Origin of the sequence: Longimicrobium sp., from assembly GCF_048594345.1 — a bacterium.
Classification (GTDB): domain Bacteria; phylum Gemmatimonadota; class Gemmatimonadetes; order Longimicrobiales; family Longimicrobiaceae; genus Longimicrobium.
Map to the genome: position 1 here is coordinate 1 of NZ_JBMDXM010000044.1, position 20,453 is coordinate 20,453.

Genomic DNA, 20,453 nt, shown 5'->3' on the forward strand with positions numbered 1-20,453 from the left:
CGGGCTCCAGCGACTCTTCCCGCGTCGCTGATGGCCGTGAGCTCCGTCTAGCCATCCACCCCTCCAAGTCGAGAGCTTTGCTAGCTGGCCTGCGCTCGACCTCTAGTTTACTCCGGTCACTTCTGCTACGCTAGAAAAAAAGAGCGCCTGATGACCGGAGCCGTATCCATCCCGCCATCCGCCAACCGTCCGGTGCACCTCGGCCGCGGTGTTGGCCGATCGTTCTCCAGATCGCGCATCAGGTGGTGCGATCGACATCATTTCGTGCGCTTGGCAAGTCATCCACCGATCTGCCACCTCTCTCAAAAAAATTCTCATGGCCCCGTGCCGCGTTCCATCCACTTCCCGTTTCCGAAAGCCTTACAAAAGACCCTGCCTCGTCGACCGCTTCACCCGCACCCGACACCTGGGAAGCCTGGCTCCGCACCTTGGGATCTGAGGAAACGGCACGAGAAAAACTCTGTTGACTCTGTTAACTCTGTGTGAGGCCCATTCTGTTTGTCGAACCGTGAGAGCACGCGGAATCGCCACGTGAAACTCCGTTGACTCCGTTGACTCCGTTGACTCCGTGTGAGACCCATTCTTTTGCGAATCCAGCGAAACGCGAAACCGCCGCCCCGCCTCGGATGAAGGCAGAGTGGCGGATTCTCGTAGCGGCTCGGTGGACGCTCAGTCGCGCGCGATCAGGATTGCGAGGAGCCGGCGGACCAGCACTCCGCCCCGACGCCGCCGATCATGATGCCGCAGACACGCACACCAGCGCCCCCGATCAGCGCCTCTCCCACGCTGATCGACTGCACGCGCGATTGCACGGGGCTCCGGAGAAGCGGTGTGGTGCCCAGCGAACTCCCCCAGCAGTACACCTCGCCGATGAACGTGCGGCCGCACACGGCCCGCGCCCCCGCGTCGATCTGCGTCAACGCAAGGCCGCCGGGGACCGGCGCGGGGCGCGAGCCAAAGCCCTGGCCCCAGCACCAGGCGGCGCCGGCGGCGTCCAGCGCGCAGGTGTAGTTGAACCCGGCCACGATCTCCGTGAACGCCGCCGCCGTCTCCACGCGCACCGGGGCGCGCAGGCAGGGCAGATCGAGCGCGCAGCGGTCCGGCGCCGCGCTGGTCGCCAGCTGGTCGTGCGCGTTCTGCCCCCAGCACCACGCTTCGCCGGCCGCGGTAAGCGCGCAGACGTGATTGTTTTCCCCCACGCTGATGCGGGTGAACCGCAGCCCGCCCGAAACCGCCAGCGGAACGCTGGAGCAGCGCGGCACCTGGCTTCCGCCGCAGCTGTCGGTGAGGGTGTCGCGCCCCAGCTCGCCCTGGTAGTTGGCGCCCCAGCAGTACGCCTGGCCCGCCGTGGTGAGCGCGCAGGCGGAGTTCTGCCCCGCGCTCAGCGCGGTGAAGGTGTGCCCGCCCGCCACCGGTTGCGGCGTCAGGTGGCGCGGCGCCTCGTCGCCGGCGCCCACTTCGCCGTACGGGTTGGCGCCCCAGCACTGCGCCGCGCCCGTCGCCGTCAGCCCGCAGGCAAAGTATCGGCCGATGGCGAGCCGCGAGAACGCCGCCGAGGTGCTCACCCGCACGGGCCCGGGGCGGTTCACCTCGGTGCCGTCGCCCAGGGCGCCGGAGGTGTTGTTTCCCCAGCAGTACGGCACCGTGGCGACGATCCCGCAGCTGCGCTCGGCCTCGGTGGTGACGAACGTGAACGCCGGCGTGCGCACCCGCATCGTCGCGCGCGCCGACCCCGCCTCCGCCACCAGCTCCGTGCTTCCCACGCCGCGGGAGGTGATCATGAAGGTGTCGCCCGGCGTGCTCATGCGCTCCACCCGCACCAGTCCGCCCGACGGATCCGACCAGTGAATGGTGGCGCTCGTCGGGTTGTCCCCCACGTCCCGCATGGTCACGCCCACGCGCTGCCCCTCGCCCACCGCGCCGATCAGCAGCGAATCCGCCGAAAGCTTGATCACCGCCGGAGCCCCGGGCCGTGCCTGCGCGATGATCTGCCCCGTGGCCAGCCCCGTGACGCTGGCCGTGAGGATCTGCTCCCCCGCCGTCAGCCCCAGCGTCCAGTCCGTCGTGGCCAGCCCCGTGGGTCCCGTGACGCTGGACGCGGGGGTGGCCGAGCCGCCGTGGCTGGCGCGCCAGTGGACGACCACGCCGATCACGGGACGGTTGATGGAGTCGGTGACTTCCACCGTAATCTCCCTCAGCACCCCGCCGATGGGGGCGTCCAGCAGGAACATCGGGGTCACGGGCTTGATGATCGCGGCCACCCGCTCATCGTCCAGCCCGGTTCCGTCCCCGCACGCGGAAAACAGCGCCAGGCACGCCAGCCCCGCGGCCAGCCGCCTCATCGTCGAAAATGCCACGTTGTCAGTCGCTCAGGGGGGAGATACGGCCGTCCATGAAAGGTTTCCTGAAAACTCGCGCCGCCGGCACGGGCCTGCAAGACCGGCCCCGTCGTCGCGCGGGATGCGCCGTCACGCGCACCATCCCGCGCCATCCATGCGGAGGCAGGTCACCGGCCCGGCCGCGCCGGCTCCCGCCGCCGCTGCAGAAAGCGCAGGAACGCCACCGACCAGCGGGCACCCCGGGCCTCCAGGTCCGCGATCCCCCGCTGCGTTTCGGCCTCGCGCGAGTAGAAGTCCGGCCGCCGCTCCAGGCGCCGGGCCGCGCCCCGGCGCAGGTGCTCCGTGCCGGGGACCTTGCGGATAAAGGCCAGCTCGGCGCCGATGCACAGCCACTCCGCGTGCACGCCGGCGAGCGGCCGCCCGCGGCTGAAGTGCTTTGCGTGCGTCAGCTCGTGGATCAGCGTCATGGCGATGCGCGCGGGCTCGGTCTCCTCCGCCCGGACGTAGCGGGAGTTGAGCATGCACAGCCGCTCGGGGTGCAGGTAGCTTCCGTTGGCGGCGTGTACCCCGTTCCAGACCAGAATGCCGCTAAAGTGGCCGCGCATCGCCTGCAGCGACCGCGGATCGTGCCGCGCGACCAGGTCCAGCGCCGCCTGCACCTTCTCCAGGCAGACACCGGTCCCCGCCGCATCTCCGCGCGCCAGCACGACGCCGACGCCATGGAGCTCCACGCGCGTGCCCTTGCGCAGCTCGGTCCTGCGCGCCCACGCCTCCACCTGCCGTACGCGCCGGTTCAGCCACGCGTAGCCCCCCCGTCTGCACCGCTCCAGCAGCGGCAGCCTCTCCGAATCCATCCATCCTCCCGTGCGGCGTCCGCGTCGTCGTCCATTCCCCCTTTCGCACAAACGGCCCCGGAGGTTTCATCTCGGAATCCGTAAAAGACCCGGCACACGGAGGAAGCAGAGGAAACTGAGAACTGGCTGAGAAATCCGTGCTTTTCTCTGCTTCCTCTGCTCCCTCTGCGTGAAAACCTGCAGTCAGGACCAACGTGCGTATTTGCGGGTCCGCCTTCATCCATGCCCGCACACGACGCCGGACATCTTCACCGCGCTGGCCGAACTCCGCGCAAGGCCAGGAAAGCCGCCGCCCGGGGCAGCGCCGGGCTCGCCGCGGCGGCTTTCCCCACCAGAGAACTCGGCCACCGCGATCTCATACCATCTCCCGGATTTCAATGTGCACTGACGGGAACGATTTTCACACGGAGGCGCGGAGAAAACAGAAGAGGCGCGGAGGGAACGCCAAAAACGCCTCCGCGCCTCCGCGTGATGTTTTTCCGTCGTTCCTCTGATTGCACAACGAACTGCGAGAAACGGTATCAGATCGTCGTCACCGCGGCCCGCCGCTCCCGCCGGCCCTCGATCCAGGCGTAGAGCGTCGGCAGCACCAGCAGCGTGAGCAGCGTAGAGGTGACCAGCCCGCCGATCACCACCGTGGCCAGCGGGCGCTGCACCTCCGCGCCCGTGCCGTGGGAAAGCGCCACGGGGATGAAGCCGATGCTGGCCACCGTCGCCGTCATCAGCACCGGACGCAGCCGCTCGCGCGATCCGGCCACGGCGGCGTCCACTGCCGACGCGCCCTCCTGCCGGCGCCGCTGCACCGTGGACAGCAGCACCAGCCCGTTCAGCACCGCCACGCCAAAGAGCGCGATAAAGCCGATGGAGGCGGATACCGACAGGTGCAGCCCGCGCAGCCACAGGGCCGCGATCCCGCCCACGGCCGCGAACGGCAGGTTGGCCAGCACCAGCACCGCCAGCGTCCACGACTGCAGCGAGACGTACAGCAGCAGCGCGATCAGGGCGATGGAAAGCGGCACCACCACCGTGAGCCGCGCCATTGCGCGCTGCTGGTTCTCGAACTGCCCGCCAAAGTCCAGGAACACGCCGGCCGGAAGGTCCGCCCGCGCCACGGCCGCCTGCACGTCCCGGGCAAAGCCGCCCAGGTCCCGCCCGGAGACGTTGGCGGAAACCACCACCAGCCGCTGCGCCTGCTCGCGGCTCACCTGCACGGGCCCGGACTCCAGCCGGATGTCGGCCACCTGCGACAGCGCGACGCGCGCGCCGGTGGGGCTGGGCACCGTGATGGCGCCGATCGCTTCCACCGAAGTCCGCAGCTCGGCCGGGTACTGCACCACCACGTCCAGCGCGTAGCTGCCGTCCACCACCTGCGACACGGGGCGCCCGCCCACCGCCGTCTCCAGCGCCTCCTGCATCTCCGCCATGGGGATGCCAAAGCGCGCCATGGCCGCGCGATCCATCCGCACGTTCAGGTACCCCTGCCCCTCCGTGGCCTCCACCTGCACCTCCGACGCGCCGGGGACCGAGCGGATCAGGGCGCCGATGCGCTCCGCGGCCTGGCGGTTCCGCTCCGGATCGTCCCCAAAGACCTTCACGGCCACGTCGCCGCGCACACCGCTGATCAGCTCGTCCAGCCGCATGGCCATCGGCTGGGTAAAGACGAAGCCCATCCCCGGCACACGCTCGCCCAGCCGGTGCTCCATCTCCTCCCGCAGCTCCTCCTTGGCAAGGCCGGGCCGCCACTCCGACCGGGGCTTCAGCATCACGAAGACGTCGGCCTGGTGCAGCCCCATGGGGTCGCTGCCGATTTCCGCGCGCCCGATGCGGCTGACGACGGTGCTCACCTCCGGCGACATGCGGAGTGTCCGCTCCATCTCCGTCTGCATGGCCACCGAGCGGGTAAGCGACACGCTGGGGTCGCGGAGCGCCTGGATGACGATCGACCCCTCGTCCAGCTCCGGCAGAAACTCCGTCCCCAGCGCCGGCACCAGCAGCAGCGCGCCGGCAAAGAGCGCGGCCGCCGACGCGAGCGTCGCCCTGGGGCGCGCCATCACCCGGCCCAGCAGCGGCCGGTACCGGCGGTCCAGCCAGGCGGAGAGCCGCACGGCGTAGCGCGACTCCTGCGCGCCGCGGCGGAACGCGACGGTTGCCGCCGCCGGCACCCAGACGAGCGCCAGCACCAGCGAACCAAAGAGCGCAATGGCGACGGTGATGGCCATCGGCCGGAACATCCGCCCCTCCAGCCCCTGCAGGCTGGCGATCGGCACGTACACCAGCATGATGATCAGCACGCCGAACGCGATCGGCCGCGCCACCTCGCGCCCCGCATCGATCAGCCGCCGCGCCAGGCCGGGGTAGTCGCGGGGAAGCTCACCGCGCTCCTCGTCCTCGTGCAGCGTCTTTACGTAGTGCTCGGCCATCACCACCGAGCCGTCCACGATCATCCCGAAGTCGATGGCGCCCAGGCTCATCAGGTTGGCGGAGAGGCCCAGCCAGCGCATCCCCAGGAACGCGAACAGCAGCGAAAAGGGGATGGTGAGCGCCACGATCAGCGCCGCCCGCACGTTGCCCAGAAAGAGCAGCAGCACGGCGATGACCAGAAAGCCGCCCTCCAGCAGGTTGCGCTGGACGGTGTGCAGCGTCCCGTTCACCAGCTCCGTCTGGTCGTAGTAGGGGCGAACGCGCACCCCCTCCGGCAGCGAGCGGTTGATCTCCTCCACCCGCTGGCGCACGCGCCCCACCACCTCGCGGCTATTCTCGCCGCGCAGCATCAGCACCAGGCCGGTCACCACCTCACCGCGGCCATCGCGGGAGACGGCGCCCTGCCGCAGCTCCGCGCCGTAGCCCACCGTCGCCACGTCGCCCACAAGCACGGGGACGCCGGCCTCGTTGGACCGGATCACGGTCCGCGCCAGGTCTTCCGGGCCCAGCGCCTGGCCCAGCCCGCGGAGGATGTACTGCTCGTCGCGGTGTTCCAGGTAGCCGCCGGCGGCGACGGCGTTGTTGGCTTCGATGGCGGTGACCACGTCGTGCAGGGTCAGCCGGTAGCTGGCCAGCGCCTCCGGGCGGATGACCACCTGCACCTGCCGCACGTGCCCGCCAAACGAGTTCACCTCGGCCACGCCGGGCACGGTGCGCAGCTGCGGCTTCACCAGCCGGTCGTGGAGGGTGCGCAGCTCCATCACGTCCCGGTCCCCGCCCTCCAGCGTGTAGAAGTAGATCTCGCTGTTGGCGGACGACATCGGCCCCATCTCCGCCTCCGCGGCCGGGGGCAGCGACTCGCGCACGCCCTGCAGCCGCTCGGCCACCAGGGTGCGCGCAAAGTACAGGTCCACGCCGTCCTCGAACACGATGGTGACGGTGGCGAACGCGTACTTGCTCACCGAGCGCACCTGCGTTACCCGCGGCAGCCCGCCCATGGCCACCTCGATCGGCGCGGTGGCCAGCCGCTCAACCTCCACCGGCGAGAGACCCGGCGCCTCCACCAGCACCTGCACCTGCACGTCCGTCAGGTCGGGGAACGCGTCCACCCGCAGCGTCCTGAGCGCCCACACCCCGGCGGCGATCAGCGCCAGGATGCCGAACAGCACCGCGCCGCGGTTGCGGACCGCCCAGTCGATCATCTTGTCGATCATGGCGGCCCCTCAGTGGTCGTGCTCGAAGCCGGCCTTGCCCATCTCCGACTTGAGGGTGAACGCGCCGGAAACGGCGATGCGCTCGCCAGCCGCCAGCCCGGCGCGCACGGCCACGCGGCCAACGGCGGGCACCGTGGAGCCGGGCGCGCTCAGCACTTCCACCTGCACGGCGCGGCGCTCGAAAGTCCTCGGCGCCGTCTCCACGAAGACGTAGCGCGCTTCGCCGTCGGTCACCAGCGCGGCCTCGGGGATGGTGAGCAGCGTGGCTCCGGCCGTCTGCAGCGCGGCCTCGGCCGGCGCGTCCAGCGTTACGTTGGCGAACATCCCGGGCCGCAGCGCACCCTGGGGATTGGGCACGTGGATGATCGCCTTGACGGTGCGCGTGGTGGGGTCCAGCTGGTCGCGCAGCCGCTCCACGCGTCCCTCGAAGCGCAGCGCCGGGTACGCGGCCAGCGTGAGGGTGGCGCGCTGGCCGATGCGCAGCAGGGGCATGCTGCGCTCCGGCACCTCCGCCGCCACGTCCACGGACGAAAGATCGGCGATCTTGAAGAGCGGCGTGCCGGCCTCCACCGCCTGCCCCGCGAGCACGTGCGTCTCCACGATGCTCCCGCCAAAGGGTGCGGGCACGGGCATCACGGTGCTGATCTCGCCGCTGGACGCCACCCGGTCGATGGCGCCGTCGCCCACGCCCATCAGCCGCAGCCGCCGTCGCGCGGCGTCCACCAGCGCGTCGGCGCCGGGCGCGTCCTGCGTTCCGGCCAGTACGCGCGCGCGGCGGACGGCCTGCACCAGGTCGTTCTGCGCGGTCAGGTATTCGCGGCTGCTGACCAGCGCCACCGTCTGCCCGGCACGCACCCGGTCCCCTTCCACCACGGCCAGGCGCTCGATGCGTCCGCCCGTGCGCGGTGAAATCGCCGCCACCCGCTCCGGCTCGAACTCCACCTGCCCGGGCACCTGCAGGCCGGAGCCGGCGGCGGCGACGGCTTCCGCGGCGACCGGCTCCACCTGGATCCCCGCCGTGCGGTAGGCAGCCTCGGAGAGCGCGATCCGTCCTTCCCCGGCGTGGTCTTCCCCGCCCTCCGCATGCTCTTCCTTGTGGCTGGTCTCCTCCGCCTGCCCCTTCTCCGGCCCCGCGTCTCCACCGCAGGCGGGGAGCGCCAGCAGCGCCGCGAGCAGGGCGAGGAGCGCCGGCGCGCGGCGGATCATCGGAATCGATTTATCGGCCACGATTTCCTCCGGCGCGGGAGGCATCTTCATGGCCGGAACCGCCGGTGCCGGCGGCGTAGAGGTCGGCCAGGGCGTCCGCGGCATCCAGCAGGCAGTGCAGGCGCTCCGTCTCCGCGCGGGCCAGCGCCCGCTCAAAGTCCAGCAGCTCGATCAGGCTCAGCTCGCCCGTGCGGAAGGAGGCCAGCGCCGCCTCGCGCTCCTCGCGCGCGCCGCGAAGCAGCGCCGCGTCGTAGGCGGAAAGGCGGATGCGCGCGGACTCGTAGCGCTCTCGCGCCGCCGCCAGCTCCGCCCGCACCATGGCGACCGTGGCGTCGCGTTCCGCCGTTGCCGCCGCGATCTCCGCGTCGGCCGAGGCGAGCGCGGCCTGGTTGGCGCGCCGGGCGGTGGACGGCAGCGTCATGGATCCGCCCAGGGTAAGCCCCACCGTCCCGCCGCCGTCCCCCGCGCCGAAGCGCTGAAGGCCCACCGCCCCGGCGAAGCGTGGACGCTGCTCCGCCGCGGTGAACCCACGCGCGGCGCGGGCGCGCTCCACCGCCACCTGCGCGGCGAGAACGGCTGCCGAGCGCGCGAGCAGCGAATCGGGATCGGGAACCGGCGGGAGGGCGACCAGGCGCGGCCCGGTCTCAGCGATGGCCGCGTCGATCAACGCGTCGCCGTCGTCCACGCGATCCAGCATCCCCCATAACGCCACGCGGGCAGCGCGTTCCTCCGCCAGCGACTCGGCGCGCTCGCCCTGCACGCGCAGCCGCTCCGTGCGGAGCCGCAACACGTCCACGTAGCGCGCCTCGCCCACGGAGAAGCGGGCAGTCAGCGCCTCTTCCGCGCCCACGAGCAGCGAGTCCTCCGCGGCCAGGCGGCGGGCGATGGCCGACCAGCCGGCGGCCGCCGTGAGCGAGCGCAGCACGGCCGCGTCCAGGGCCGCGCCGGCGGCGATGAGCGAAGCTTCGGCGGCCCGCACGTCCGTCGCGGCGAGCGCTCGCGCGGCGTCGCGCCGGCCGCCGGCCAGGAACTCCCGGCCGACCTCCACGCGCATGGAGGCGCCGGTCAGGTCAATGCCGCCCGGCACCTCCTCCACCTCGGCGGAGAGCGCCGCCGGCTCGGCAAATCCGGTGGCGGCCACGCGGGCGCGTGCCGCTTCCACCGCGGCGCGGCGGGCGGACAGTTCGGGGTTGGTGCGCTGCACGGCCTCACGCAGCGCGAGGATCGCCGGACTCTCCTGCGCGGAGACGGCGAGGGGGAGTTGTAACAGTGCCGCGGCCAGCGCGAAGATGGGCCAGGCACGGCGACTGGGGGCACGCCGACGCGGGCGGCCCGGATCGAATGATGGAAACAAGGGATGCCTCCCTGAACGGACACGGTTGCGCGTTCCACGGGTGCGGCAGGGTGCCGTCCCGGATGGAAGCGAATGGGTCTGATCGTCAGGCGCGTCCAAAGGTGGACGCAGGCACGTCAGCGGGTGCGGCAGAAGCTGCCCCGCGGTGCCTGAGGCTTACGCGACGGGAGGGCGAAAGTGCGGCTCGGGCGCGACGCTGGCCGGCGCGCGCTGGGTGGAGGCGAGGTTAAGGTAACGCGCGGCGGACAGCTGTGAATCGCCGGCGGCCGCGGGAAGCGCGGGAGCGTGCGCGTGCACGCAGTGGCAGGTGTGCGGTGACTGGGGCGCGTGCTCGGGCGCCTCCGCGGGCGCGGGCGGGTGCCCGTGCGAAAGCTGAACCCAGGCGCCGGTCTCCGGCTCCGCGGTTCCGTGCCCGTCGTGAACGTCGGGCATCGCGATCTCCATCCAGCCCAGGATCATCCCCAGAATGGCGAGCACCGCGGCGACGCGGAACAGGCGAGGAGCGCGGCGAATCACGGAATCGCCGTGCGGTTGCGTGAGATGGGGACGGGCGCGGAGCCGGCTGGCGCCTCGTAGCGGGGGCAGACGTACACGCCCTGCGCCACCTCCTCCAGAAGGTCATCCGCGAGCCCCAGGAGGGTGCCCACGCGCGCGTCGGCCAGCTGGTAGATCACGCGCCGGCCCCGCGGCTCGCGCGCGACCAGCCCGCAGTCCAGCAGGCAGGCCAGGTGGTTGGATACGTTCGACTGCGAGAGGCCCGTCACCTCCACCAGCTCGCCCACGCTGCGCGCGTCATCCCGGAGCGCCTCCAGAATGGAGAGGCGCGACGGGTCGGCGAACCCCCGGAAGAGCTTCGCCTTGAGCGCGAGCGACGGTGCGTGCGTGGTCGTGAGCATGCCGGTTCCCTGGATCATCCTAATCCATCAGCGTTGGATGATATGACAGGGCTTCGCCAAGGTCAAGCCGCATCGTCAGATTTGTTCGGTACATGCGACGATGACATCAGAAGCCAGCCTTCCATGAGGAAAGCGCCTCGTGATTCCCAACCCGGCCCAACTGTCATTCTGAGGGAGGCGCCACCCCACACTTTCGGTCTGCTGAAAGCCCTGGCGCCGACCGAAGAATCTTTACGCTGGGCGGCAGAATCCTTCCCCTCGCACGCTTTTCCGGGCGTCGCCCGGAGAGGGGTTCCGCGCGAGGGGTGGGAGATTTCTCGGTCGCGCTGCACGGTTCACCGCGACGCCGCGGCTCCACGGCGGGCGCTTCCTCAGCCTCAGAATGACAGGTGTTCCCCCGAATGCGGTAGGGATTCAGTATGAAGATGGTCCCCGCAACGAAAACGGCCGGCGACCCCTATGGGGATCGCCGGCCGCTTTTGTCACGCGCAAAGGATCAGTGCGACGCGGGGGGCGCGAAGCCGCGCTTGCGCATCAGCGCCTCTACCTGCGGGTCGCGGCCGCGGAAGCGGCGGTAGCCCTCGGCGGGATCGATGGTGTTGCCCACCGAGAAGATGTTCTCGCGCAGGCGGCGCGCCACCTCGGGCGAGTAGTAGCCGCCGCCCTGCACAAACGCCTCGGCGGCGTCGGCGGTAATCACGTCGCTCCACAGGTAGCTGTAGTACCCCGCGGAGTAGCCGTCGCTGCTGAACACGTGGCCAAACTGCGGCGTGCGGTGCCGCATCACGATCTCGCGCGGCATGCCCAGCTGCGCCAGCGTCTCGCGCTCAAACGCGCGCGGGTCGATGTCGGCGTTGCCGGCCAGGTGCAGCTTCATGTCCACCAGCGCGCTGGCCAGGTACTCCACCGTGGCGAAGCCCTGGTTGAAGGTGGAGGTGCGCTCGATGCGGTCCACCAGCTCCTGCGGGATGGGCTGCCCCGTCTGGTAGTGCACCGCAAAGCGCTGCAGCACCTGCGGCGTCGACAGCCAGTGCTCCAGCAGCTGCGACGGAAACTCCACGTAGTCGCGCGCCACCGCCGTGCCGCTGAGCGACGGATAGCTCACGTTGCTCGACAGGCCGTGCAGCGCGTGCCCAAACTCATGGAACAGCGTCTTGGCGTCGTCCCACGAGATCAGGACGGGCTCGCCCTCGGCGCCCTTGACGAAGTTGGAGTTGTTGGAGACGATCGTGGTCACCGGCCCGTCGAACGACTCCTGCGAGCGGTACGCGTTCATCCACGCGCCCGAGCGCTTGCCCGGGCGGGCGTACGGATCGAAGTACCACAGGCCTACGTGGCGGCCGCTGGCCTTGTCCGTGACCTCCCAGACCTTGATGTCGGGGTGGTACACCGGAACGTTGGTGACCGGGGTGAAGTTGAAGCCGAACAGCTCGCCCGCCACCCAGAACATCCCCTCGCGCAGGCGGTCAAGCTGCATGTACGGCTTGACCACGTTCAGGTCCAGGTCGTACCGCTGCTTGCGCACCTTCTCCATGTAGTAGCGGTAGTCCCACGGCTCGATGGTGATGCCGGCGCCCTCGGCGTTGGCCATCTGCTGCATGTCGGCCACTTCCTGCCGCACGCGCGCCACCGCCGGCGTCCACACCGCCTCCATCAGCTCCATCGCCTTTTCCGGCGTCCCCGCCATGGCGTTCTCCAGCCGCCAGTGGGCGTGCGTGGTGTAGCCCAGCAGGTTGGCCCGCTCGGCCCGCAGCTTCAGGATCTCGGCGATGATGGCGTTGTTGTCCGTGGCCCCCGCGTCGCCGCGGTTCACGAACATGCGCCACACCCGCTCGCGCAGGTCGCGGCGGTCGCTGTAGGTAAGGAACGGGTCGGTGGACGAGCGGGTGTTGGTGATCACCCACTTGCCCTGCATTCCCCGGGACGTGGCGGCGGCCGCCGCGGCGTCGCGCAGCGACTGCGGCAGGCCGGCCAGCTCCGCCTCGCTCTCGATGACGACGGTCTGGTTGGTCTCGTCGGCCAGCACGTTCTGGCTGAAGTTGGTGTACAGCCCCGCCAGGCGCTGGTTGATCTCGCTCATGCGCGCCTTCTTGGCCGCGTCCAGCTGGGCGCCCGCGCGAACGAAGTTGGTGTAGTAGCGCCAGGCCAGCCGCTGCTGCTCGGGGGTCCAGCTCGCCTTTTGCGGCGAGTTGTAGACCGCCTCCACCCGGCGGAACAGCGCCTGGTTCTGCGTGATCTGGTCGCTGAACGCCGCCAGCCGCGGCGCCATCTCGCGCTCGACGGCCTGAAACTCGGGCGAGTTCAGGTTGGAGCTCCAGATGCCGTACGCCGTGCCCACGCGGCCCGAGGTGCGCCCGGTGCGCTCCAGCGCCACGATGGTGTTTTCGAACGTGGCCGGCTGCGGATTGTTGGCGATGCGCTCCACCTCGGCCAGTTCCTGGGCCATGGCGGCCTCGAGCGCCGGCTTGAAGTGCTCGACGCGCACCTTGTCGAACGGCGGCACGCCGCCATACGGGCCGGTCCACTCGGCCAGCAGCGGGTTGTTGGGGTCCGCGGCCGGCATGGGCGCGGTGGCGGCCGCGTCGGCGGACGCCTCGAGGGTTGAAGCCTGGTTTTGCATGGTGGCGCAGCCGGCGGCGGCGGTAGCGAGCACCAGCAGGCCGGTGCGTACGATGAAGGAATCCGGGTTCAGCATGTCAGGTCCAGGGGTGTGTGCGCGGGCCGCCGTCAAACGACGCGGCCGGTGGAAAATCTGCCCGGGAGTGAGAGCCATTGCCGCGTGTGTACACTCCACCCGCGAGGGCGGTCCCCTGACGCAAGAATCGTGTGGCAGGCCGCCTCGGCCTTCAGGTCACCGCCCAGATCGCCTCCATGATCACCGCCGCGGCCGCGATGCCCGCGACGTACGCGGCCACGGCGCCAGGTGCCTGCACGGCAGTCATCCCCAGCAGCCGGTGCCGGCGGGTGCGCGCCAGCCACAGCGTCGTTAGCCCCGTCGGGATGCCGCTGGCCAGCACGATCTCCGCGATGAGTGGGAGGCGACCGTGACGCTCCCAGCCGTGCGGCAGGTAGAGCATCCCTCCCATCACGGCCAGCAGCCACGCATCTACCCACAGGGCCACCAGCCACCCGGGGCGAATGCGCGCCACAACGACGGCGATGACGAGGAACGCGATGACGAACCACAGCCGCTCCGGCCAGGGAAAGAGGCTGTAGTCTTCAACCTTCGCGAAGTCCATCGTTCACCTCCCGAAGCGCGTTCAGGCCGGCGGGTTAGCCCACCGGTCTGAACGTCCCGCGACGCCCGCAATTGGACGCGAGCCTCTACGCCATCGCCTCCGCGGCCGCCGTGGCGAGCCCGCTGGCGACGCCTCGTCCGTGGCGCACCAGCAGCACGCGCCCTTCGTACGGGTGGGCGCCGATGCTTTCGTGCAGGATGCCGATCACCTGCTTCTCCGGCAGCCCTCCCGTCCCCGCGCCGATGAGCGGAAACGCGATGGAGGCAAAGCCGTGCCGCACCGCCAGGTCCAGCGCGCTCCGGGCGCAGTCGGCCACGGAGCACGGGGTGGCGCGCCACAGCATGTTGAGCCCCGCCACGTGGATGATGCCGCGGTAGCGCAGCCGCCCCGCCCCCGTGAGCACCGCCCCGCCCAGCGGGATGGGCCCCAGTGCCGCCAGTTCCTGGAAGGGCGCGGGGCCGGCGACGCGCTTGATGGCCCCCGAAACGCCCTGCGGCAGCAGCAGCCACCACGGGATCACGTTGCGGTTCCACGCGTTCACGATCACCTCCACCCGCTGCTCCAGCAGGTCCCCCACCACGATCTCCGGAACGGCCACGGCATGTCTCGAATGCAGAAGGTCGCTGCGAACCGCGATACTACGCGGCGCGCTTCGTTATCGGCGTAATCTCCACAGGGCCGTCAGGGATGGCTTCCACCCGAAGCTCGTGCCCGGCCAGCATCGCCATTCCGAGCAGCGACACCGAATCCGCGACGTGGACGTTCACCTGCCGGCGAGCACCGCCCCAGTCCACGACCGCGCGGTGGACGGGAAACGTCGTCGCGCTGCCGTCCGCCAGCACCGCACGTCCGGGGGTGACGCGGGGAAGGCCCAGCGCGGCAACGACGGCGGAGTGCAGCGTCAGGGCGCCTTCGAAACCCGTGTCGATCTTGCATTCCATCCGTTCCCGTTGGCCGTCCGGTCCGTGGATGGTGAGATCGAGCGTCGGCTCCAGCCACTGGTTGACCGTCGTGCGGATCATGCCGGCTCCCGCGCCTCGAACTGGATGCGAGGCCCGAACGTATGCGCGTAGCGCGTGCCGACGCGGCGCAGCCAGCACTGGGCGCCGGGCACTCGCTCCAGCAGCCTGTCAGTGGCCACCACCTCGTCGGCGTCGATCTCGTACGCACCGCTGTCCACGTCGATCGCGACGAACCGGCCCATGTCCGCGGCGCCTGCGCGCGGAGCCACTTCGCGGTCGTACGCGGCGTCGCCCAGGCGGGCGATCTCGTCCAGTGTGTAGCGCGGCTTGATCATGACGGGAAGCTAATCACACCCGATTTTCCGTTCAAGCGGCACCTAAGCTGAACTGAATAAAGAAGATACAGCGATCCGTGCTCGTCGTGACGCAATCAGTACGGCGCGGAGAGAGCGGGCATCATCGCACGTCCCAAGCATGGTTGCGGGAGATGGTGGCGGGCGGCTCGCGAGGATCAGCGGGGCGGAAACAGCACCGCACTGACGGGGCAGGCGCGCGTCCTCAGCTCGCGGTCCGCGCGCGTCGTGAGCAGGCGCAGGTCGCGCGGGCGGGGCGCGGGGGCGGAGGCGCTGAGGGCGGGGATGATGGCGGATGGATCCAGCCCGTGCCACAGCGCGAGCAGCACACCCAGCGCGTAGCGGCTCACCACCTCCGGGCCAGCCAGGTGCCAGACGCCCGCGCGCCGCTCCGGCGGCAGCAGCGCCACCTCCCACAGCTGCGCGGCAAGGTCCTCCACCGCCACTGGGCAGCGCAGCTCATCCGTGAACAGGCGCACGGGGTCACCGCGGCGCATCGCATCCACCACCCACGCGCTGTTCCGGTCCGGCGGCTGCGCGCGGACGATCAGCGAGGTGCGGATGACGGCCGCCTCCGGCATCTCCGCGCGCACGTGCAGTTCCGCGCGCGCCTTCCAGCGCCCGTACTCGTGCACCGGCGCCGGCTCCGCGGATTCGGCGTACGGCGACGACTCACCGTCCAGCAGCGCGTCGGTGCTCATGTAGACCAGCGCGGCGCCGGACGCGCGGCAGGCGCGCACCACGCTCTCCGTGGCGCGCCACACGTCGCGCTCGCCCTCCGCCTGCGTGTAGGCGGTGTGGATCACGAAGTCCGGCCGCACCCGCATCCACAGAGCCTCCACCGCGTCCCCATCCGAAAGCTCCACGGCATGCGAGATCGCGCCCTGGACCGGCGACGTGCGGCGGGTGGCGTGGACGTCGATGCCGGAGGGCGCCTGGCGGATGAGCTCGCCGCCGAGCAGGCCGCCGCCGCCGGTGATCAGTACGCGCACGGATGGATTGGGACGGGTGGATCGGGACGACGGACGCGGAGGGGCACTGCTTTGCGGGAGAAGACGATCACGAGAGCGCGGCCCGCAGCCAGGCGCACGCCGCCGCGTACACGCCGGGGGATTCGCTCTCCCGCGGCCCCGCGACGTTCAGCATGCGAATCTTGTGGAGTGCGAGCCAGCCGCGAAAGGCGGCGTAGTCGGCGGGCGCGTCGAGGCGGGCTTCGAACACCGGCCTCCCCATCTGATGCGCAAGGTCACGGGTCAGGTCCGTTCCTGCGCTGGGCGGGCCGGTGACGAGGAGCAGCGTGCCGTCGGAATCGCGGACGTTCCACTCGGTGCGCTGGGCGGGGTTGGCGGAGGGGGTTTTGCGCAGCGGGTAGCGTGGATCGATGGCCCCGTCCTCCGCCTGCCGTCCCGCCGGGCACCATCCGCCGATCGGCATCCCCCGCTCCATCGCCACGTCCAGCGCTGCCCGGTCCACCCCCGTCTGCCCGCCGGAAACGATGGTGAGCGGGGCCGGTGTCAGCATCCCGCGGTATCTAATCGGCGAACGCAAAGGCCGCTACTGCTCGCGGAGCAGTGCGCGAAAGCCCGCTTGGCGGAAATGATCATCCGACGTGAGCGCTTCGGTGATGCCCCGCCGGCGCATCACCACAAAGGACAGGCAGTCGGTCATCCCCCACTCCTTGTCCTTGTGCGTGCGGTAGAGCGCCGCACCTTCGGCGTACAGATCATCCGTCACGGGAACGATCTCGACGGTGGGATCTTCCTCCAGGACGTCCATGAGGTCGACCGCCACCGCGCGAAAATGCGCCTTTGCCAGCGCGTTCCCGATCTCGATGATGACCGCCTGTGTGGTGACGATCCGCGTGCCGTCTGCACGAATGCGGCGCGCCAGCTCACGTGCGAGAGGCCGGTGCTCATCACGCGGTGAACTGATGGCGATGGCGTAGGCCGTGTCGAGAAAAACCTCACTCCCCACTGGCCGACCGTGGTCCATAGAGGTAATCGTCCACCCGTGCGGACCAGTCCGGAGGCCCGTCCAGGTTCAACCCCTCAGCCACATCCAGAAACGACCTGGGAGGACGTTTCTCGACCGGCTGCGTCTCGATCGTGAGCCGCACGCGGGTGTTGGGCGCGATCTGCAAAGGTTCGTCTGGTCGCAGGACTTCTCCGTCGAACACCGCGTAGAGCGTAGTGGACATGGAATCTGCTCCGATCGGGTAAATCCAGTTCGCCAAACCTAACACGCGACGGACGCAACGTCCAGTTTATTCGTTTTGCGCCAGCGTACGACCAGATGCCGGCGCGAAGGCGGAGAGGGCACAATTCCGCCCGCTCGGCTCCGATCCCGGCCGTAGTGTTCAGATCCGGTACGCGGTCTGGACCAGGCGCTTTTCGGCTTCGCCTTCGATGAGGGCTTCGACCTCCACGTAAGGCTCAAGGCCGCTGCCGGAGAGCTTTTCGCGGAACAGCTGGTCCAGCTGAAAGATGCCGGCGGAGTTGCTCATCTCCACCCGGATGCGCACCGGCTTTTCTACCCCGGTCTCAATGTGCACCGCCTCGATGGCCGCGGCGCTGATGGAGTGGATGCTCATCATGGGCCCTTCGGCCTCCATGGCGATGCGGGACCGCCCCTTGGCCATGTCCAGCGCGTCCGCCACACGCACCACCCCGGCCTCAATGGTCATGGGCTTGCCGCCCGCACGGTGGCCGATGATGGCGTGCAGGATCTCCGAGCGGATGATGGTTGCCTGGCCGCGCGGATAGATCCCCTCCAGCAGGTCGCGCAGCTTCATCTGCGCCACGAACAGCGAGAACTCCTCGTGGTCCTTGCGGTGGATGGACATCCCCACGTCGTGCAGCAGCGACGCCATGATGACCACAACCTCAGCGTCCTCGGGGCGCATCCCGTAGTTGGCCACCACGCCCGGCGTTACCCCGTGGTCAGTGAGCACGCGAAGCAGCTTGGTGGCCAGGTTCATCACGATCTTTACGTGTACCGGGCCGTGGTCCGTCATCCCCAGCCGTTCCACCGCGTTCACGTTCGCGGAAAGCCACAGCGCGTACAGCTCGTCGTCGGCATTGATGCGCTCGATCAGGCGTTCCACGGTCCCGTTGCCGCGCGTGGGGTTGTTCAGCATCAGCCGATTGGTAAAGCGCTCCTCGACCGTGCGGCCGAAAGTGGATTTTACCGCCGCCGCGTCTACTACGTCCGTCATCTCAGGTCCGTCTCTGTCCAGTGTATGTAACCGCCATTGCAGCAGCGATTAACGCATGTTTCGCTCCCGGCGCGATGCAGGGGGTCGCGCCCGCTCAGCCGGCCAGGCAGTCGAGCACCCGCGCGTCGATCTCGATCGCCATCCCTTCCACCTCGTCCGCCCGGGGATCGCGGGGATTCGCGAAAGCGCGCGGCAATGGTGAAGGTGGTGGGCGCCAGCACGTACAGGTCCTGCGCCAGCGCCTTGTCGATCATCCGCTCACCGCGCCAGGCGTCCGCCAGCCGCCGTAGCGCCTCGCAGAGCGCGCGGTACGCTTCGGCGTCCACCTGCCCCTCCTCGCGCAGGCGGTTGACGAAGCGGTTTTGCAGGATGGATTGCCGCAGCGGCTCGTCCACGCTCATCTCCCCACTTCTACCCGCGAGGCAAGGAAGCGAGCCGCTTCGCGCTCCGCCCAGAAACGCGGCGCGTGCGGCGACCCGGCGATAAAGCCCACGTGCCCGCCGCGCGGGGTGAAGGCGGTGTGCAGGCTGGGGTTGGCGTCGATCACGCCGTGCGGGATGGCGCGCTCGTCCACGAACGGATCGTCCAGGGCGTGCACCAGCAGCGTGGGGACGCGGATGCCGTGCAGGTACCCCGCGCTGCTGCTGCGCGTGTAGTAGTCATCCGCATCCGCAAAGCCGTGCAGCCGCGCCGTAAGTGCGCCGTCGAAGTCGCGGAACGAGCTCCACCGGCGCATGGTCCGCTCGTCCAGTTCCACGCCGTCCACCGGCACGCCCGCGGCGCGCTTGGTCCGGTACTTGTCCGTCAGCCGGCGGACAAAGTGGCGCGTGTACACCCGCCCCATGAACGACGCGGCCAGCTTGTCGGCGCCGCGCCCCAGGTCGAACGGGATGGAGATGGCGGTCGCCGCGCGAATGCGCGACACGTCGCCGCGCTCGCCCAGGTACTTGAGCAGCACGTTGGCGCCCAGCGAAAAGCCCGCGCCCAGCAGCGTGGCGGCCGGAAAGCGCGCGGCGAGCACGTCCAGCAGAAACGCCAGGTCGCCCGTTTCGCCCGCGTGGTAGAAGCGCGCGGTGCGGTTGGGTTCACCGCTGCACGAGCGAAAGTTCATCGCGACGGTGGGGATGCCGTGCTCCGCCAGCGCACGGCACGTCTCCAGTACGTACGACGACTGCGCGCTCCCCTCCAGCCCGTGCACGGCGATGCAGAGCGGCGCGTCGTCCCCCGCGGCCGGCGCGCCGTCGACGGTGGCGAAGTCCAGGTCCAGAAAGTCGCCGTCCGGCGTCTCCAGCCGCTCGCGGCGGTAGTGCACGCCGTGCGGCGGGCGAAGGTAGCGCCCGGCGATGGTCTGCGCGTGCGCCCCCGGTAGCCACCATGCGGGGTGGAACGGGCGGGGGGTAAAGGCGTCGTCGCTCATCCACCCAATCTATCCCACCGCCCCGTCCCGGTTCCACCCGCGAGGCGTAACAGGGGGGATACGAGGGGATCAGGGGATACGAGGGGATAGCGGATAGGAGAGGATAGGAGATTCGAGGAGATTCAACGAGCAACGAGGCGCAAGCTGTTGCAAGGGCGAATAAATTCGCTGCAACAACTACACAAAGTCCGCCTGCGCGGACTCGGCGGCACGGGTGTGTGCGGCGTTCCACGCGGCAGCGCGTCCGCAGCCGGGAGATGTTCCCGCCGGCTCCCTCTGGAGCGATTGAAATCGCGGCAACGACGGCACGCTGTCCGCCTCCGCGGACATGGCGGCCCGGCGCTGTGCGGCGTTCCAAGCGCCTGCGCGTCCGCAACCGGAGGCCTCGTCCGGCGGCGGCGTGGCCGCGGGTTTGGCGCGGGCTGCCGCGTCTGCGTTCGAGCAGTCGGAAGGTCGGGCCTTGGCCCTGCAACCCGTTGCGCGAAGAGATCGATTTGCGGGGCCGGGCCACGGAATGACAGACTGGAGGGGGATCCCAGGCCGATTGCCCCCACCCCCACCGGTCATTTCGAAGGAGCGCCGCGCTAAACCATTCGGATGCCCCAAACCCGGTACGCGACTGAGAAATCTACTCTCGGAATGCTCATGGCTTACCGGCGCTCCGGGCTCGCGGCTACAATCCGCGAAGGCGGATTTCGCGATTTTCCAGCGGCGAATTTATGTTTGAGTCCAGTCTAAAAAGCCTCTTGGGTTTCTGCAGATTCTTCTTGGATATTGCCTAAGTCAATGATATATTGTGATTTAGACATCGTTCCCCCTCTCCCCGCCGCCCCTGCACCTACCGTGTTTCGTCCGAACGAGGCGCACCGTCAGCAGGACATGTTCGGTGTCGAGTCGCGGCTTCCCTCCCATATGTGGGAGCTGCTCAAGAAGTCGGAGGAGTATGCTTTCTACAAGGAGATCTTCTGCCGCATCCCGGAGCCG

Annotated in this window: 19 protein-coding genes; all 19 read right to left on the bottom strand. The window is 69.7% G+C overall.

Annotated features, from left to right (window positions below; all coding sequences use genetic code 11):
• Positions 1-683 precede the first annotated feature (683 nt).
• The 19 genes from ACOJUJ_RS04745 to ACOJUJ_RS04835 all read right to left on the bottom strand — a co-directional run bounded on the left by ACOJUJ_RS04745 (position 684) and on the right by ACOJUJ_RS04835 (position 19,469).
• A complete protein-coding gene (locus ACOJUJ_RS04745; RefSeq protein WP_420125701.1) occupies positions 684-2,342 on the bottom strand; it encodes a hypothetical protein in 1,659 nt (552 codons plus the stop codon).
• A 164-nt stretch (positions 2,343-2,506) separates the two neighbouring features.
• Positions 2,507-3,193, bottom strand: coding sequence for a hypothetical protein (locus ACOJUJ_RS04750; protein ID WP_420125702.1), 687 nt, complete (start codon positions 3,191-3,193; stop codon positions 2,507-2,509).
• A gap of 521 nt (positions 3,194-3,714) precedes the next feature.
• Positions 3,715-6,828: an efflux RND transporter permease subunit gene (locus ACOJUJ_RS04755; protein ID WP_420125703.1), complete on the bottom strand. Its 3,114-nt coding sequence runs from the start codon at positions 6,826-6,828 to the stop codon at positions 3,715-3,717.
• Positions 6,829-6,837: 9 nt separating this feature from the next.
• Positions 6,838-8,055: an efflux RND transporter periplasmic adaptor subunit gene (locus ACOJUJ_RS04760; RefSeq protein ID WP_420125704.1), complete on the bottom strand. Its 1,218-nt coding sequence runs from the start codon at positions 8,053-8,055 to the stop codon at positions 6,838-6,840.
• Positions 8,045-9,238 (bottom strand): TolC family protein, encoded by a 1,194-nt coding sequence (locus tag ACOJUJ_RS04765; protein ID WP_420125705.1) that lies wholly within the window; start codon positions 9,236-9,238, stop codon positions 8,045-8,047. Before ACOJUJ_RS04765 ends, ACOJUJ_RS04760 begins: the two co-directional genes overlap by 11 nt.
• Before the next feature lie 306 nt (positions 9,239-9,544).
• Positions 9,545-9,904 carry a hypothetical protein gene (locus ACOJUJ_RS04770; RefSeq protein ID WP_420125706.1) on the bottom strand — a complete coding sequence of 120 codons (360 nt, stop codon included), beginning with the start codon at positions 9,902-9,904 and terminating at the stop codon, positions 9,545-9,547.
• Positions 9,901-10,284, bottom strand: coding sequence for an ArsR/SmtB family transcription factor (locus tag ACOJUJ_RS04775; protein ID WP_420125718.1), 384 nt, complete (start codon positions 10,282-10,284; stop codon positions 9,901-9,903). Before ACOJUJ_RS04775 ends, ACOJUJ_RS04770 begins: the two co-directional genes overlap by 4 nt.
• Positions 10,285-10,780: 496 nt before the next feature.
• Positions 10,781-12,904 carry a M3 family metallopeptidase gene (locus ACOJUJ_RS04780; RefSeq protein ID WP_420125719.1) on the bottom strand — a complete coding sequence of 708 codons (2,124 nt, stop codon included), beginning with the start codon at positions 12,902-12,904 and terminating at the stop codon, positions 10,781-10,783.
• A 226-nt stretch (positions 12,905-13,130) separates the two neighbouring features.
• Positions 13,131-13,523: a hypothetical protein gene (locus ACOJUJ_RS04785; protein WP_420125707.1), complete on the bottom strand. Its 393-nt coding sequence runs from the start codon at positions 13,521-13,523 to the stop codon at positions 13,131-13,133.
• An 85-nt stretch (positions 13,524-13,608) separates the two neighbouring features.
• On the bottom strand, positions 13,609-14,121 hold the full coding sequence (locus ACOJUJ_RS04790; protein ID WP_420125708.1) for a macro domain-containing protein: 513 nt from the start codon (positions 14,119-14,121) through the stop codon (positions 13,609-13,611).
• Between the two features lie 40 nt (positions 14,122-14,161).
• Positions 14,162-14,545, bottom strand: coding sequence for a clan AA aspartic protease (locus tag ACOJUJ_RS04795; protein WP_420125709.1), 384 nt, complete (start codon positions 14,543-14,545; stop codon positions 14,162-14,164).
• Positions 14,542-14,820, bottom strand: coding sequence for a hypothetical protein (locus tag ACOJUJ_RS04800; protein WP_420125710.1), 279 nt, complete (start codon positions 14,818-14,820; stop codon positions 14,542-14,544). The genes ACOJUJ_RS04795 and ACOJUJ_RS04800 overlap by 4 nt, the downstream gene beginning before the upstream one ends.
• A gap of 176 nt (positions 14,821-14,996) precedes the next feature.
• Complete coding sequence (locus ACOJUJ_RS04805; RefSeq protein WP_420125711.1) at positions 14,997-15,830, bottom strand: SDR family oxidoreductase; 834 nt, start codon at positions 15,828-15,830, stop codon at positions 14,997-14,999.
• Between the two features lie 67 nt (positions 15,831-15,897).
• On the bottom strand, positions 15,898-16,359 hold the full coding sequence (locus tag ACOJUJ_RS04810; protein WP_420125712.1) for a putative molybdenum carrier protein: 462 nt from the start codon (positions 16,357-16,359) through the stop codon (positions 15,898-15,900).
• 33 nt (positions 16,360-16,392) lie between these two features.
• The gene (locus ACOJUJ_RS04815) at positions 16,393-16,830 is read right to left on the bottom strand and encodes a type II toxin-antitoxin system VapC family toxin (protein ID WP_420125713.1); all 438 of its coding nucleotides are present in this window, start codon (positions 16,828-16,830) and stop codon (positions 16,393-16,395) included.
• Positions 16,802-17,035, bottom strand: coding sequence for an antitoxin family protein (locus tag ACOJUJ_RS04820; RefSeq protein ID WP_420125714.1), 234 nt, complete (start codon positions 17,033-17,035; stop codon positions 16,802-16,804). The genes ACOJUJ_RS04815 and ACOJUJ_RS04820 overlap by 29 nt, the downstream gene beginning before the upstream one ends.
• A gap of 159 nt (positions 17,036-17,194) precedes the next feature.
• Positions 17,195-18,052 (bottom strand): HD domain-containing protein, encoded by an 858-nt coding sequence (locus ACOJUJ_RS04825; protein WP_420125715.1) that lies wholly within the window; start codon positions 18,050-18,052, stop codon positions 17,195-17,197.
• Complete coding sequence (locus tag ACOJUJ_RS04830) at positions 18,049-18,447, bottom strand: hypothetical protein (protein ID WP_420125716.1); 399 nt, start codon at positions 18,445-18,447, stop codon at positions 18,049-18,051. Before ACOJUJ_RS04830 ends, ACOJUJ_RS04825 begins: the two co-directional genes overlap by 4 nt.
• A gap of 2 nt (positions 18,448-18,449) precedes the next feature.
• Positions 18,450-19,469, bottom strand: coding sequence for a YheT family hydrolase (locus ACOJUJ_RS04835; protein ID WP_420125717.1), 1,020 nt, complete (start codon positions 19,467-19,469; stop codon positions 18,450-18,452).
• Between the last annotated feature and the right edge of the window lie 984 nt (positions 19,470-20,453).

Coding starts and splice junctions, on each gene's coding strand:
- ACOJUJ_RS04835 (WP_420125717.1), bottom strand. CDS start 19,469: ATGAGCGACGACGCCTTTACCCCCCGCCCGTTCCACCCCGCATGGTGG.
- ACOJUJ_RS04750 (WP_420125702.1), bottom strand. CDS start 3,193: ATGGATTCGGAGAGGCTGCCGCTGCTGGAGCGGTGCAGACGGGGGGGC.
- ACOJUJ_RS04815 (WP_420125713.1), bottom strand. CDS start 16,830: ATGGACCACGGTCGGCCAGTGGGGAGTGAGGTTTTTCTCGACACGGCC.
- ACOJUJ_RS04780 (WP_420125719.1), bottom strand. CDS start 12,904: ATGCAAAACCAGGCTTCAACCCTCGAGGCGTCCGCCGACGCGGCCGCC.
- ACOJUJ_RS04800 (WP_420125710.1), bottom strand. CDS start 14,820: ATGATCAAGCCGCGCTACACACTGGACGAGATCGCCCGCCTGGGCGAC.
- ACOJUJ_RS04745 (WP_420125701.1), bottom strand. CDS start 2,342: ATGAGGCGGCTGGCCGCGGGGCTGGCGTGCCTGGCGCTGTTTTCCGCG.
- ACOJUJ_RS04775 (WP_420125718.1), bottom strand. CDS start 10,284: ATGCTCACGACCACGCACGCACCGTCGCTCGCGCTCAAGGCGAAGCTC.
- ACOJUJ_RS04825 (WP_420125715.1), bottom strand. CDS start 18,052: ATGACGGACGTAGTAGACGCGGCGGCGGTAAAATCCACTTTCGGCCGC.
- ACOJUJ_RS04810 (WP_420125712.1), bottom strand. CDS start 16,359: ATGCTGACACCGGCCCCGCTCACCATCGTTTCCGGCGGGCAGACGGGG.
- ACOJUJ_RS04755 (WP_420125703.1), bottom strand. CDS start 6,828: ATGATCGACAAGATGATCGACTGGGCGGTCCGCAACCGCGGCGCGGTG.
- ACOJUJ_RS04795 (WP_420125709.1), bottom strand. CDS start 14,545: ATGATCCGCACGACGGTCAACCAGTGGCTGGAGCCGACGCTCGATCTC.
- ACOJUJ_RS04820 (WP_420125714.1), bottom strand. CDS start 17,035: ATGTCCACTACGCTCTACGCGGTGTTCGACGGAGAAGTCCTGCGACCA.
- ACOJUJ_RS04785 (WP_420125707.1), bottom strand. CDS start 13,523: ATGGACTTCGCGAAGGTTGAAGACTACAGCCTCTTTCCCTGGCCGGAG.